13 protein-coding genes are annotated in these 12,521 nt (G+C 65.7%); 7 read left to right on the forward strand and 6 right to left on the reverse strand.

What is annotated here, in order from left to right; all coding sequences use genetic code 11:
• The 4 genes from AC1DIN_RS22700 to AC1DIN_RS22715 form a co-directional block, all read right to left on the reverse strand.
• The gene (locus AC1DIN_RS22700) at positions 1-903 is read right to left on the reverse strand and encodes a carbohydrate ABC transporter permease (protein WP_476811404.1); all 903 of its coding nucleotides are present in this window, start codon (positions 901-903) and stop codon (positions 1-3) included.
• A complete protein-coding gene (locus AC1DIN_RS22705) occupies positions 896-1,852 on the reverse strand; it encodes a carbohydrate ABC transporter permease (protein WP_441472498.1) in 957 nt (318 codons plus the stop codon). The genes AC1DIN_RS22700 and AC1DIN_RS22705 overlap by 8 nt, the downstream gene beginning before the upstream one ends.
• Positions 1,853-1,917: 65 nt before the next feature.
• Positions 1,918-3,222, reverse strand: coding sequence for an ABC transporter substrate-binding protein (locus tag AC1DIN_RS22710; protein ID WP_441472497.1), 1,305 nt, complete (start codon positions 3,220-3,222; stop codon positions 1,918-1,920).
• Between the two features lie 225 nt (positions 3,223-3,447).
• On the reverse strand, positions 3,448-4,500 hold the full coding sequence (locus tag AC1DIN_RS22715; protein ID WP_441472496.1) for an ABC transporter ATP-binding protein: 1,053 nt from the start codon (positions 4,498-4,500) through the stop codon (positions 3,448-3,450).
• Positions 4,501-4,736: 236 nt separating this feature from the next.
• On the opposite strand from AC1DIN_RS22715, the gene AC1DIN_RS22720 reads away from it, so the two are divergent.
• The 3 genes from AC1DIN_RS22720 (at position 4,737) to AC1DIN_RS22730 (ending at position 7,408) form a co-directional block, all read left to right on the forward strand.
• Positions 4,737-5,513: a FadR/GntR family transcriptional regulator gene (locus tag AC1DIN_RS22720; RefSeq protein ID WP_441472495.1), complete on the forward strand. Its 777-nt coding sequence runs from the start codon at positions 4,737-4,739 to the stop codon at positions 5,511-5,513.
• 144 nt (positions 5,514-5,657) lie between these two features.
• Positions 5,658-6,632 (forward strand): 2-hydroxyacid dehydrogenase, encoded by a 975-nt coding sequence (locus AC1DIN_RS22725; protein ID WP_476811405.1) that lies wholly within the window; start codon positions 5,658-5,660, stop codon positions 6,630-6,632.
• On the forward strand, positions 6,617-7,408 hold the full coding sequence (locus AC1DIN_RS22730) for an AprI/Inh family metalloprotease inhibitor (RefSeq protein ID WP_476811406.1): 792 nt from the start codon (positions 6,617-6,619) through the stop codon (positions 7,406-7,408). Before AC1DIN_RS22725 ends, AC1DIN_RS22730 begins: the two co-directional genes overlap by 16 nt.
• Positions 7,409-7,450: 42 nt before the next feature.
• On the opposite strand, the gene hppD is transcribed toward AC1DIN_RS22730, so the two are convergent.
• Complete coding sequence (gene hppD / locus AC1DIN_RS22735) at positions 7,451-8,587, reverse strand: 4-hydroxyphenylpyruvate dioxygenase (RefSeq protein WP_476811407.1); 1,137 nt, start codon at positions 8,585-8,587, stop codon at positions 7,451-7,453.
• A gap of 125 nt (positions 8,588-8,712) precedes the next feature.
• On the opposite strand from hppD, the gene AC1DIN_RS22740 reads away from it, so the two are divergent.
• The 4 genes from AC1DIN_RS22740 to AC1DIN_RS22755 all read left to right on the forward strand — a co-directional run bounded on the left by AC1DIN_RS22740 (position 8,713) and on the right by AC1DIN_RS22755 (position 11,369).
• Positions 8,713-9,183 (forward strand): Lrp/AsnC family transcriptional regulator, encoded by a 471-nt coding sequence (locus AC1DIN_RS22740; RefSeq protein ID WP_441472491.1) that lies wholly within the window; start codon positions 8,713-8,715, stop codon positions 9,181-9,183.
• Between the two features lie 101 nt (positions 9,184-9,284).
• The gene (locus tag AC1DIN_RS22745) at positions 9,285-10,169 is read left to right on the forward strand and encodes a tellurite resistance TerB family protein (RefSeq protein ID WP_476811408.1); all 885 of its coding nucleotides are present in this window, start codon (positions 9,285-9,287) and stop codon (positions 10,167-10,169) included.
• A 137-nt stretch (positions 10,170-10,306) separates the two neighbouring features.
• The gene (locus tag AC1DIN_RS22750; protein WP_441472489.1) at positions 10,307-10,927 is read left to right on the forward strand and encodes a TlpA family protein disulfide reductase; all 621 of its coding nucleotides are present in this window, start codon (positions 10,307-10,309) and stop codon (positions 10,925-10,927) included.
• Between the two features lie 148 nt (positions 10,928-11,075).
• Positions 11,076-11,369 carry a hypothetical protein gene (locus AC1DIN_RS22755; RefSeq protein ID WP_441472488.1) on the forward strand — a complete coding sequence of 98 codons (294 nt, stop codon included), beginning with the start codon at positions 11,076-11,078 and terminating at the stop codon, positions 11,367-11,369.
• A 116-nt stretch (positions 11,370-11,485) separates the two neighbouring features.
• Here the strand turns inward: AC1DIN_RS22755 and gcvA are convergent, their stop codons facing one another.
• The gene (gene gcvA / locus AC1DIN_RS22760; protein ID WP_441472487.1) at positions 11,486-12,418 is read right to left on the reverse strand and encodes a transcriptional regulator GcvA; all 933 of its coding nucleotides are present in this window, start codon (positions 12,416-12,418) and stop codon (positions 11,486-11,488) included.
• Positions 12,419-12,521: the final 103 nt, after the last annotated feature.

Here is a 12,521-nt window from a genome sequence, read left to right on the forward strand (position 1 = left end):
CTACTCCTTCACCGCGCCGGTCAGCGAGGCGACGTAGTAGTCGACGAAGAAGGAATAGAGGACCGCGACGGGAATCGAGCCCAGCAGCGCACCGGCCATCAGCGAGCCCCAATGATAGACGTCACCCTCGACGAGCTGGGTCAGCACCGCGACAGGCACCGTCTTCTTCTCCGCCGACTGGATGAAGGCGAGCGCATAGATGAACTCGTTCCAGGACAGGGTGAAGGCGAAGATGCCGGCCGAGATCAGCCCGGGCATGGCGAGCGGCAGGGTGATCTGCCGCAGCGTCTGCAGCCGGGTCGCCCCATCGATCATCGCGCATTCCTCGAGTTCATAGGGGATCGACTTGAAATAGCCGATCAGGAGCCAGGTGCAGAACGGGATCAGGAAGGTCGGGTAGGTCAGGATCAGCGCCAGCGGCGAGTCGAACAGTCCGAACTGGAAGATCAGCGTCGCCAGCGGAATGAACAGGATCGATGGCGGCACCAGATAGGCGAGATAGATCGCCAGACCCACATATTGCGAGCCCTTGAACTTCAGCCGCTGGATCGCATAGGCCGCCAGCACGCTGGCGAACAGCGAGAGCGCGGTCGCCACCACCGCCACCATCATCGTGGTCCACAGCCACTGCGGATAGTCGGTGTGGAACAGGAGCTTGTTGATGTTCTCCAGTGTCGGCGACTTCACCCAGAACGGGTTGTTGTTCTTGTAGTCGAGCAGTTCCGCGTTAGGTTTGATCGCCGTGATCGCCATCCAGTAGAACGGGAACAGCAACACCAGCACGAAGATCGACAGCGGCAGGTAGAGCGTGATGAAGCGCCGCGGTCCGGAGGACCAGTCGATGACGCCGGTGCTCTCCTTGTCCGTCAGCGGCGGGCGCGTGCTCAGGGTCTGATCAGTCATTGTCTTCCCCCTGCTGCCATTTGCGCCGGGCGAGCCCGAAATAGCTGAACAGCGTCGCCATCACGAGGAACGGGATCATCGCCACCGCGATCGCCGCGCCCTCACCGAGCTGGCCGCCCGGGATGCCGCGCTGGAAGGCGAGGGTCGCCATCAGATGCGTCGCATTGACCGGCCCGCCGCGGGTGATGGCGTAGACGAGCTGGAAATCGGTGAAGGTGAACAGCACCGAGAAGGTCAGCACCACCGCCAGGATCGGCATCAGCATCGGCAGCGTGACATGCCGGAAGCGCTGCCAGCCATTGGCTCCGTCGAGCATCGCCGCCTCGTAGAGCGAGGGCGAGATCGTCTGCAGGCCGGCCAGCAGGCTGATCGCGACGAAGGGGATGCCGCGCCAGATATTGGCGGCGATCAGCGACCAGCGCGCGGGCCAGGGCTGGCCGAGGAAATCGATATAGGTGTCGCGCCAGCCGAGCACGTCGACGAGCACATAGGAGATGATCGAGAACTGCGGATCGTAGATCCACCAGAAGGCGATCGCGGACAGCACCGTCGGAACGATCCAGGGCACCAGGATCAGCGCGCGCAGCAACGACTTGAACGGCAGATGATTGTTGAGCAGCAGCGCGAGCCACAGGCCCAACGCGAACTTACCCACCGTCGCCACGCTGGTATAGAGCAGCGTGTTCCAGACCGCCGTGATGAAGACCCGGTCCTGAAGCAGTGACTGGAAGTTCTCGAAGCCGATGAAATGGCCGGTCCGCCCGATGCGGGTGTCGGTGAAGGCGAGCCAGATGCCCAGGCCCAGCGGATAGCTGAGGAAGACGAGCAGCAGCGCCGCCGCCGGAAACAGGCAGATGCAGATCAGGAAGGTCTTGTTGTCGAACAGCCGTACCAGCCAGTTCTGTTCCAGCTTGTAGACGGTTCGCGATTCGGCAGCAGCAATCGCCATGGCGCGCTCGCAGTTGGACCGGCATTCCCGGCCGCCGACCATGGACGGCGGCCGGGAGAAGCGGGTCAGGTCCGATAGTAGCGCTTGGCGCGGCGCTCGGCTTCCGCCGCGGCTTCCTCAGGCGTGGCCTGGCCGGCGCAGACGGAGGCGACCATCTGGACGACGACATATTCGGCGTTGACCGTGCCGGCGGCCTCGTTGATCGAGCCCTTGTAGCCGCTCCAGAGAGCCCGCTCCCAGGTATCGCGGTAGACCAGGATCTTAGGATCGCTGGACCACACCTTGCTCTCGGCATAGGCCTTCAGCGGCTGGGTCCAGTAGCCGTAGCAGCCAGTCAGCCACTTGTCGTACTGCTCCTTCTCCATCATGAAGCGGAGATATTCCTTGGCGGCATTCGGGAATTTGGTGTGCTTGAACGCCATGGCGTTGATGATCAGCGCCGGCTCCGACGGCCGCCCGAGCGGGCCAACCGGCATGGTCGCGTGGTTCAGATCCTTGCCGATCGCCGCGGTCTTCTCGTCCTTCGAGTTCTTGATCGAGAAGTAGAGCGAGACGCCGTTCTGGGTGACGCCGATTTCGCCGGCCGTCAGCGCCTTGTTGTTGCTGATGTCGAGCCAGGAGAGCGTGCCGGGGATGAAGGTCTCGTAGAGCGCCTTGGCGTATTTCAGCGCCGCGATCGTCTCCTTCGAGTTGATCGCGACCTTGTTGTTCTCGTCGACCATGTAGCCGCCATGGGTCCAGACAAGCCAGTTGCAGAAGGCGTTGCCATCGCCGACCGCGTTGCCGAGCGCGAAGCCGGCGGGGTGGCCGTTCGCCTTGAGCTTGCGGCAGAGGTTGAGGAAACCGTCGAGATCCTTCGGGAAGGTATCGAAGCCCGCTTCCTTGACCCAGGATTCGCGATAGACAGCCGGCGCGCCGGAGGCGCCCATCGGGATCGAGACCCACTGATTGGTTTTGTCTTTTTTGCCGTACTTCTCGGCGATCGGATACCAGCCGCCATATTTCTTGCCGAGATCCTCGGCGATCTGCGTGAGATCGATCAATTTGTCCGAGAAGATGTGCGGGTCGTCGGCCCAGCCGACGACGATGTCGGGGCCGGCGCCGGTATTGGCGGTCACCGCCGTCTGCGGGCGCAGGTCCTCCCAGCCGGCATAGTCGACGCGGACCGGCACGCCCGTCGCCTTGGTAAAGGCCTCGGTGTTCTCGTTGAAGATGGCCTGGTCGGGATCGACGAACTTGGTCGGGCGCAGCACGCGCAGCGTCGCGCCCTTCTCGATATTGGCCTGCGCGATGGCCGGCGCGAGCGGCAGCGTTGCCCCGGCGGCAAGCCCGGCGCCGCCGATCAATACGTCTCTTCTGGAAATGCTCATGAAACCGTCTCCTCCGTGGGGTGCGGCGGAGGCCTACATGGGACCTCCGTCCTGCATGGATTATGGGCACTGAACAGCCATTATCCGCCGCCCGATCCAATGGGCGGCGAATTTCTGAGAGGCGGCACCAGCCTGATCGCGTCAGCCTGCCCGGCGCCGGCTCTGAACTCGCGCCAGAGGACGCGTCGTCGTCCGGGCCGTTGCGCGGCCCGGATGGCGCGCACTCTAGAGGCGCTTGCCGGTCCCAGCGTCGAAGAGGTGCGTCACGCTGGTATCGGGCGTGATCCCGATGGTCTCGCCCGGTTTGGCTGTGATGCGCTCTCGGAAGATGCAGGTCAGATCCTGCCCGCCGCAGCGGACGACGACCTGTGTCTCCGACCCCATCGGCTCGACGACCGCGACCTCGGCCTTCAGGCCGTTCGGGTCGAGCTGGAAGTGCTCCGGGCGGATGCCCAGCACAGCCGCGCGCCCGTCGGAATTCGCCGGATGCTGGCCGATCGGCCAGACGACTCCGCCTTCGGTCTCGAAGCCATTGCCCGTGATCTTGCCCTTCAGCAGGTTCATCGACGGCGAGCCGATGAAAGCCGCGACGAACAGGTTCGCCGGATTGTCGTAGAGATCGAGCGGCGCGCCCATCTGCTCGACGATGCCGTCATGCATCACCACGATCTTGTCGGCCATGGTCATGGCCTCGATCTGGTCGTGCGTGACATAGACCGTCGTAGTCTTGAGGCGCTGGTGCAGTTCCTTGATCTCGGTGCGCATCTGGACGCGCAGCTTGGCGTCGAGGTTCGAGAGCGGCTCGTCGAACAGGAAGACCTGCGGATCGCGGACGATGGCGCGGCCCATGGCGACGCGCTGGCGCTGACCGCCCGAAAGCTGGCGCGGATAGCGGTCGAGCAGCTTGTTCAGGCCGAGAATCTGGGCGGCCTTGTTGACGCGCTCGTCGATCTCGCTCTTCGGCGCCTTCCGGAGCTTCATCGAGAAGGCCATGTTGTCGGCGACCGTCATATGCGGATAGAGCGCATAGTTCTGGAACACCATGGCGATGTCGCGCTCCTTCGGAGGCACGTCGTTCACCACGCGCGGTCCGATCCGGATCTCGCCGCCCGAGATGTTCTCGAGCCCCGCGATCATGCGCAGCAGCGTCGACTTTCCGCAGCCCGAGGGGCCGACAAGGATGACGAATTCGCCGTCGTTGATGTCGATGTCGACGCCATGGATGACCTGCGTCGACCCGTAGGCCTTGCGTACGTCGGCGATCTGGACTGAAGCCATGCCGTCCTTCCCTGCTTTCCGTTCCCTTGTCGCAGCGCCCATCGATCAGGCGTCGCGACCACAATCGGCTTCTGATGACCGAATGATGAAAGCGGACCTCGCCTGCTTCGGGCGATTGTGTCCGCTCCAGTCTGCGATAAAGTCATACGATAGAAGCGAGCGTGTCAAGCGCCGCCATGGTCTGTGCCGCGCCTCGAATGAGGGGCTCCGGCAAGGCCGCAGAGGGAGAGCCTATCATGCGCGTGCGCGACTTCTCGCGTCCGACGACGCTTAATCCGGACAGGCTCTTCGGCCAGGTCGCGCAGAAGCTCGCGGTCGCGGTCATCACCGGTCGCATCAAGGCCGGCGAGGTTCTGCCCAACGAGGACGATCTGCGCTCGGACATCTCGGTTTCACGCACCGCCTATCGCGAAGCGGTCAAGATCCTGACCGCCAAGGGGCTGGTGGAGGCGCGCCCGAAGAGCGGCACCCGCGCCGCGCCGCGCGAGCGCTGGAACCTGCTCGACCCCGATGTCCTCTCCTGGCATTTCGAAGCGGACCCGAACGAGCGTTTCATTCGCGATCTCTTCGAGTTACGCCGCTTCGTCGAGCCCAGCGCCGCCCGCCTCGCCGCCCAGCGCCGGACCTCCGCCGACATCGCCCGGATCGAGGCGGCCTATCGCGGCATGGCCGACGGCCCTCCCTATGCCGAGGCAACCATCCGCGCCGATCTCGCCTTCCACGAAGCAATCTTTGCTGCCGCACAGAATGCCGCGCTGCAGTGCCTCGCCAGCGCCGTCATCGCCACGCTGCAATGGTCGCTGCTGCTCAAGACGGGGGACGAGGCCGCCTATATCGAATCGCTCCCCGACCACGAGCACGTCCTGCTCGCCATTATCGACCGCGACGGCGACCTCGCCTCCGCCCGGATGGCCGGGCTCGTGATCGACAGCCTGAACACGACTCTCGCCTCGCTCGGCACGCACTACGCTACCGAGACGGGAAAAATCATGCGAATAAAGCATACTAAATAAGCGCCCCACCGCGGTGCGGGGCGTCATCGGGTACCGCTCATGCAAAGGCATGGCTACAATGCCGCGCCAAGCAGGCTAGTTTCATTTTAATCGATTCAGAAGCCGCGAATCAACACTCCTTCCAGCCCCACGGACAGCGCGACGATGACAGCCTCGACCAAGCCCGAAATCATCATGACCGGACCGCTGATGGCCTATGCCGCCGATCAGCTTAAGGCGCGCTTCACGGTCCACGAGCTCTGGAATGCGCCCGATCGCGCCGCCTTGCTGCGCGAGGTCTCCGGACGCGTCCGCGGCGTCGCAGCCGGCGGCGGCCATAATCGCGTCGACGGTGCGCTGTTCGATGCGCTTCCCAAGCTCGAAATCGTATCGAGCTTCGGCGTCGGCTACGATCATGTCGATGCGGCCGAGGCCGGCCGGCGCGGCCTTGTCGTCACGAACACGCCCGACGTCCTCACCGACGAGGTCGCCGATCTCGCGATCGGCCTCTTGCTCTCGACCGTACGCCAGCTTCCTCAGGTCGACCGCTACCTGCGCGAGGGCAAGTGGCTGAAGGGCGCCTATCCGCTCACGACTTCGCTGCGCAAGCGTTCGGTCGGCATCGTCGGTCTCGGCCGCATCGGCAAGGCCGTGGCACACCGGCTTGAGGCTTTCGGCGTATCGATCGCCTATCACGGCCGCTCGCGCCAGGACGACGTGCCCTATCGCTACTATCCTTCGCTCGTCGACATGGCGGCTGACGTCGACACCCTGATCTCGGTCGCGCCGGGCGGGGCCTCGACGCATCACATCATCAACGCCGAGGTGCTGAAGGCGCTCGGGCCGAACGGCATCGTCGTCAATGTCGGCCGCGGCACCGTCATCGACGAGCAGGCCCTGATCAAGGCGCTGCAGGACAAGACCATCCTCTCCGCCGGCCTCGACGTCTTCGAGGACGAGCCGCGCGTGCCGGCCGAGCTGATCGCCATCGACCATGCGGTGCTCCTGCCTCATGTCGGCTCGGCCTCGGTCCATACCCGCGAGGCGATGGGCCAGCTTCTGGTCGACAATCTCGTTTCATGGTTCGATGGCAAGGGTCCGCTGACGCCCGTGCCGGAGACCCCATGGAAAAAGGCCTGATTCGCCGGCTGCTGCCGCTTCTCCTGCTCGGCGCCGGCAGCCTGCCGGCCGCCGCCCAGTCGGCGCCGCTTCCGCGCGGCGCCGACAAGGCCCCGGAGACGATCCGTCGCTGGCTTGGAGCCTGGGAGCTCGAACTGGCAGGCGCCACGCGCAGCTGCACCGTCACCCTCGGTGCGGAGACATCCGGCACGGCCCGCCAGCTGCGCTTCCCCGCCACATGCCGCCGCGCCCTGCCGATCCTCGACGATGTGACGGGCTGGACACTGGCAGCCAACGGCCAGCCGCAGCTGCTGGACGCCAGCGGCAAGGAAGTGGCCGGTTTCCAGAAGGGCACGCCTGCAACCGGGCTGGACGGCAAAGGCAGCGACGGCAAGGCTTATCGGCTGCTCTCGAAGGACCACCCCCGCGTCGCGCCGGCTTCATCCGCGAATCCGGCGACCGCCGCACAACGACAGACTCCGGTCGACCCGGCCACAGCGCCTGCGGCCACGACGTTGCCCGGGCGCTATGTGGTGATGCGTCAGCAGAACCGCGAAGCCTGCCGTCTCATCCTGTCTCCGCCAACGGCAGCCGGGCAAGCGACAGCCGCCTTCGAAGGCTCCTGCCAGGATACCGGGCTCACCATCTTCGACCCGGCGGGCTGGCGCTATGACGGTGGACGCCTCACCCTCGTCGCCCGCCGTGGCCACGGCATCGACCTGATTTTCGAGAATGGCCAATGGCGCAAGGACCCCGCGGTCGGCGCGCCGTTGCTGATGCGCAAGCTCAATCCGTAGACCCTGCCGCGCGAAAGGCACCCGCGCGACAGGGCCGAAACCTCACTCCGCCGCGTCCGCGGGCTTGAGCACGCCGCGCCGGATCTGGTCCTCCTCGATCGACTCGAACAGAGCGCGGAAATTGCCCTCGCCGAAGCCGTCATCACCCTTGCGCTGAATGAATTCGAAGAAGATCGGGCCGAGCACGGTGCCCGAGAAGATCTGCAGCAGCACCTTGCTCATCCGCCCCTGCTTGTCCCCGAGCGCCACGGCTCCCTCGCCGTCGATCAGGATGCCGTCCGCCTTCAGCCGCTCGACCGGCTCGCCATGGTTCGGCACGCGCGCATTGACCTTCTCGTAATAGGTGTCCGGCGGCGACGGCATGAAGGGCAGGCCGTTGCGGCGCAACTGCTCGACGCTGGCATAGATGTCGCGCGCGCCCATCGCGACATGCTGGATGCCCTCGCCCTTGTACTGGCGCAGGTACTCCTCGATCTGGCTCTTGTCGTCGAGCGACTCGTTGATCGGAATGCGGATCTTGCCGCAGGGCGAGGTCAGTGCCCGCGAGATCAGGCCGGTCAGCTTGCCTTCGATGTTGAAGAAGCGGATCTCGCGGAAATTGAACAGCTTGCCGTACCAGCCGGCCCAATGGTCCATGCGCCCGCGGTGGACGTTGTGGGTGAGGTGATCGAGATAATAGAGGCCGGCCTGCTCGGGATGCGGATCGCGCTCACCGATCCACTCGAAATCGACATCCCAGATCGAGCCCTTCTCGCCATAGCGATCGACGAAATAGAGCAGCGATCCGCCGATGCCGCGTACGGCAGGGATCGCAAGCTCGCCCGGCCCGATCGCGCTCTGATAGGGCTCTGCGCCGAGCGAGACGGCCCGCTCGAAGGCATGCTTCGCATCGACCACGCGGAAGGCCATCGCGCATGCGCAGGGGCCATGCTCGGCGGCGAAGGCCTGAGCGAAGGAATCCGGCTCGGCATTGACGACGAAATTGACATCGCCCTGGCGGTAGAGCGTCACCTGCTTCGAACGGTGACGGGCAACGGGCATGAAGCCCATGGTCTCGAACAGCGCGCCGAGCTTCTCCGGCTCGGGATGGGCGTACTCGACGAACTCGAAGCCGTCCGTGGCCATCGGATTCGCGGCCGAGATTTCCGGCGGTGCCGCATCGTGCGGAAAGGGGCCCATGGCATTCCTCCTGTTCTGTTGAGGGCACATGGTCACGCAGAATGGAGGCAAGGAGCGTGCGAATCTGTACGCAGCCGCGCAAGAGATGCATCATCCATGCGCCCACAAGCAGAATGGCGCACGACATGACCACGCTCGACACCCTCGATTGGCGGCTTCTCGATGCCCTGCAGCGCGACGCTTCCTTGACCAACGCAACTCTCGCGGAGCAGATCGGCCTGTCTGCCAGCCAGGTTTCGCGCCGCCGCCAGCGCCTCGAGCAGGACGGCGTCATCCGCGGCTACCGCGCGGCGCTGGAGCCGGCAGCCGTCGGGCTCGGCGTCATCGTCTTCATCCATGTCGCGCTCGACACCCATTCGCGCGACAACGCCCGGCGCTTCCGCGACCTCGTCCGGCTGACGCCGGCGATTCTCGAGGCTCATGCGCTCACGGGCGAGGCGGACTACCTGCTGAAGGTGGCGGTCGGCGATCTCAAGGCGCTCGCCCGGCTCGTCAACGAAATCCTGATGCCGCATGAGAGCGTGGCGCGCGTCCGCTCCGAGATCGCGCTCGAAACGCTTAAGGAACCGGGGCTCCTGCCGCTGCCGATGACATAGCGCGGCGCTTGTGCAAACTGCGCCTTCGTCACGCCGCTTTGATGCGGCTGATCGATCCCGGTCGTATGCCCTCCCACTGCGGCCACCACAGGAGAACGTCGATGTTCAACGCCAAATCGCTGCTTGATGCCCTGATCAGCGCCGGCAGCCAGGCAGGTACGCAGGCGGGTCAGCAGGGTGGCCTCGGCGGCATGCTCGGCGGCCTGGCGGAACAGGTGCAGCGTTCGGGTGGCCTCGGCGGGCTCGCCGGGCAAATCCTGACCCAGGCAAGTCAGGGCGTCGGCGACGCCGCGCGCCAGACCGGCGTGCAGCAGGGCGCGAACGATGCGCTCGGCCGGATCACCGGCGGCAAGACACCCGACCAGCTCATCGAGCAGGCGAAGGGCCTGTTCAACAGCAACCCTGCCCTCGCAACGGCCGTGCTCGGCGGTCTCGGCGCGCTCGTCTTGGGCACCTCGACCGGCCGCTCCGTCGCCGGCTCGGCAGCCAAGCTCGGCGGCCTCGCCCTGATCGGCGGCCTCGCCTACAAGGCCTACCAGAACTATCAGGCCGGCAAGCCCGTGCTCGACAGCCGCCAGCAGGAGTTGCTGCCCGCCCCCGCCGGAACCGGCTTCGAGCCGCAGGCGGCGAGCGAAGCGACCGCCCTCGTCTTCGTCCGCGCCATGATCGCGGCAGCGGCGGCTGATGGCCATATCGACACCGAAGAACGCGATGCGATTCTCGGCGGCCTCAAGGAGGCCAATCTCGATCAGGACGCCCATGCCTGGCTGGCACAGGAACTCGCCAAGCCAGCCTCGATCGACGAACTCGTCGAAGCCTCAGAAAGCCCGGAACTCGCCGCGCAGATCTATACGGCGGCGCGCATCGCCATCAATCCGGACACTGCGCCGGAGAAGGACTTCCTGGCCGGCCTCGCCGGTTCGCTGGGATTGGACGCGGAACTCGTCGCCAATATCGACGCTGCTGCCAGCGCCGCAAAGGTCTGAACCGGGCAAGGCAGACCACAGGCACCGCCAGCGCCGGCTTTCGCCCATCGCGGAAGCCGGCTGAGAACATCACAGGCTCGCGAGTTGGAAGCCGCGCCGCCTCCACTTCCGTGTTCCCTGCTGCTAGGTGCGGGGCCATGCCTGACTCGAAGAACGGCGGACCGGCACCGGAGCTGAACGCCCCCTCGCCGACGCGCCGCCAAGCCCTCGCGCTGACGCTGCTCTCGCCGCTTGCCGCCGTGCCCGCTCTTGCGCGGCCGCCGCTCTTTGCCGGCTCCGCCTCGCAATTCGTGCAGCTCGATCCGCCGGAGGATGCCGGCTCCCTCGCGCTCACCGACCTCGACGGCAAGAGCAGGCCCCTCTCGGCTTATCGCGGCAAAGCCATTCTTCTGAATTTCTGGGCGAGCTGGTGCCCGCCCTGCCGGCGCGAGCTGCCGATCCTGCGGCGCCTGCAGGCAAGAGCGGCGCATGAGCCCTTCGTCGTCCTTCCGGTGTCGTTGGACAAATCGGCGGCGACCGTGATCGCCTATCTCAAGCGCCTTGGGCTTGCCGACCTCTCGACCTTCATCGATGCTGCCGGCGCAGTTGCTTCCGGGCCGAAATCGACCCAGCCAACGCCATTCGCCCTCTACGGCATGCCAATGACCTATGTGCTCGATCATGAAGCGCGTAGCGTCGGCTATCTCGTCGGCGAAGCGGACTGGGACAACCCTGAGGGGCTGAAATTGCTGCGCTTCTACGCGAGAGCGGCGGGCTGATTTGCCAATGAAAGCAGGGTTCGCGCGCTCCCGCGGATCGACCCCGAAAAAATAATCGCCTCCTGCATTGAACCTCCCCGCTCCGTCCCGCGACCAATCGGCATAGAGGGCGAGCAGTTCGCTCTCGCACCAGTCGGGAGAGACGAGCATGACGACGTTCCGCAAGACGCTGACCGCCACCCTCGCGGCCGCGACCCTGGCCACCACTTTCATCGCCTCCGGCGCCGAGGCGCGCCCGCGCTGGGGCTATGGCTACGGTGGCTGGGGCGTCGGAGCCGGTGTGGTTGGCGCGCTCGCCGCGGGCGCTATCATCGCCTCGGCCACTCGCCCGGCTTATGGCCACGGCTATTATGCCGCTCCCGTCCGCTCCTGTGATCTGGTCGAGCGTTTCGACCGCTGGGGCAACGTCATCGGCTACCGCCGGGTCTGCGGCTACTACTGAGGCTTCGGCACCCCTGAGTTCTCGAGACCAGACTGAAGCCCCTCTCCGAGGGGCTTTTTTGCTTCCGGCGTGACCGGCATCAGGCGCCGTCCGTGACGACGGCGCGGCAGCCATGCTCACGGACCGACGCTCAGCGCCACATGGGCTGCCGCCTCGTCGCAGATCCACTTCCGGAAAGCCGCGATCGCCGGCCGCTGCGCGGAAGCCACCGGGCAGACCAGATAGTACTGGTGCGGCCCTTTGACCTGATGCGGGAACGGCCGGACCAGACGACCGGCATCGAGATAATCCCCGATCAGGACATTGGTGGCGAGCGCCACCCCCTGCCCTGACGCGGCGGCCTGCAAGGCCAGGAAGGTGTGCGAGAAGCGTGGGCCCCGCGTCGCGTCGATCTGGGGCAGGCCGACCGCGCCGAGCCAGCGCGGCCAGGTAATGAAATCGGGGATTCCCTCCGGAATCTCATGCAGCAAGGTGTGATGGCTGAGGTCCGCCGGCTCGCGTAGCGGCCGCTCCGGGTCGCCGAGCAGCGCGGCGCTGCAAACGGGAAAGAAATTCTCCTCCATCAGGAGATCCGTCTGCAACCCCGGATAGCCGCCGCGGCCCAAGCGGATCGCTACGTCGACATTCTCGCGGGCGAAATCGGTCAGGCTCACCGAGATCTCGACCCGCACCTCCAGGTTGGGCTCGCGCTCCTTCAGCGAGCCGAGCCTTGGGATCAGCCAGTTCAGGGCGAAGCTCGGCAAGGTGCTGACCGTCAGGGCGTTCGGCGCCTCCGGTCTCAAAGCCCGGGCCGTGGCTTCGTTGAGCTGGTCGAGCACCTGCGAGATCGTCGCGGCATAACGTTCGCCGATCTCGGTCAAGGCAACGCCCTTGCTCGGCAGCCGGATGAAGAGCGGGCGCCGCAGCCAGGCTTCGAGCGACCTCACATGCTGGCCGACGGCGCTTGCGGTAACGGCGAGCTCATCCCCCGCCTTCTCAAAATTACGATGCCGGGCAGCGGCTTCGAAGGCGCGCAGGGAAGCCAGGGGCGGGAGATGGCGACGGCTCATGTCAGGCCAAGTTCAGCTTGGGCAATGCGAAGAACTTCGCATTTGCTTCCCCCTCGGGCAAGGCGCAGATTCCGGGTGGATTAGATCACTCAGGAGGCGCGTC

This window comes from Allobosea sp. 05T438 (genome assembly GCF_056396025.1).

Bases quoted from the DNA above. Each gene is read 5' to 3' on its own strand.
- AC1DIN_RS22700 (WP_476811404.1), bottom strand. From the start codon at position 903: ATGACTGATCAGACCCTGAGCACGCGCCCGCCGCTGACGGACAAGGAG.
- AC1DIN_RS22705 (WP_441472498.1), bottom strand. From the start codon at position 1,852: ATGGCGATTGCTGCTGCCGAATCGCGAACCGTCTACAAGCTGGAACAG.
- AC1DIN_RS22710 (WP_441472497.1), bottom strand. From the start codon at position 3,222: ATGAGCATTTCCAGAAGAGACGTATTGATCGGCGGCGCCGGGCTTGCC.
- AC1DIN_RS22715 (WP_441472496.1), bottom strand. From the start codon at position 4,500: ATGGCTTCAGTCCAGATCGCCGACGTACGCAAGGCCTACGGGTCGACG.
- AC1DIN_RS22720 (WP_441472495.1), top strand. From the start codon at position 4,737: ATGCGCGTGCGCGACTTCTCGCGTCCGACGACGCTTAATCCGGACAGG.
- AC1DIN_RS22725 (WP_476811405.1), top strand. From the start codon at position 5,658: ATGACAGCCTCGACCAAGCCCGAAATCATCATGACCGGACCGCTGATG.
- AC1DIN_RS22730 (WP_476811406.1), top strand. From the start codon at position 6,617: ATGGAAAAAGGCCTGATTCGCCGGCTGCTGCCGCTTCTCCTGCTCGGC.
- hppD (WP_476811407.1), bottom strand. From the start codon at position 8,587: ATGGGCCCCTTTCCGCACGATGCGGCACCGCCGGAAATCTCGGCCGCG.
- AC1DIN_RS22740 (WP_441472491.1), top strand. From the start codon at position 8,713: ATGACCACGCTCGACACCCTCGATTGGCGGCTTCTCGATGCCCTGCAG.
- AC1DIN_RS22745 (WP_476811408.1), top strand. From the start codon at position 9,285: ATGTTCAACGCCAAATCGCTGCTTGATGCCCTGATCAGCGCCGGCAGC.
- AC1DIN_RS22750 (WP_441472489.1), top strand. From the start codon at position 10,307: ATGCCTGACTCGAAGAACGGCGGACCGGCACCGGAGCTGAACGCCCCC.
- AC1DIN_RS22755 (WP_441472488.1), top strand. From the start codon at position 11,076: ATGACGACGTTCCGCAAGACGCTGACCGCCACCCTCGCGGCCGCGACC.
- gcvA (WP_441472487.1), bottom strand. From the start codon at position 12,418: ATGAGCCGTCGCCATCTCCCGCCCCTGGCTTCCCTGCGCGCCTTCGAA.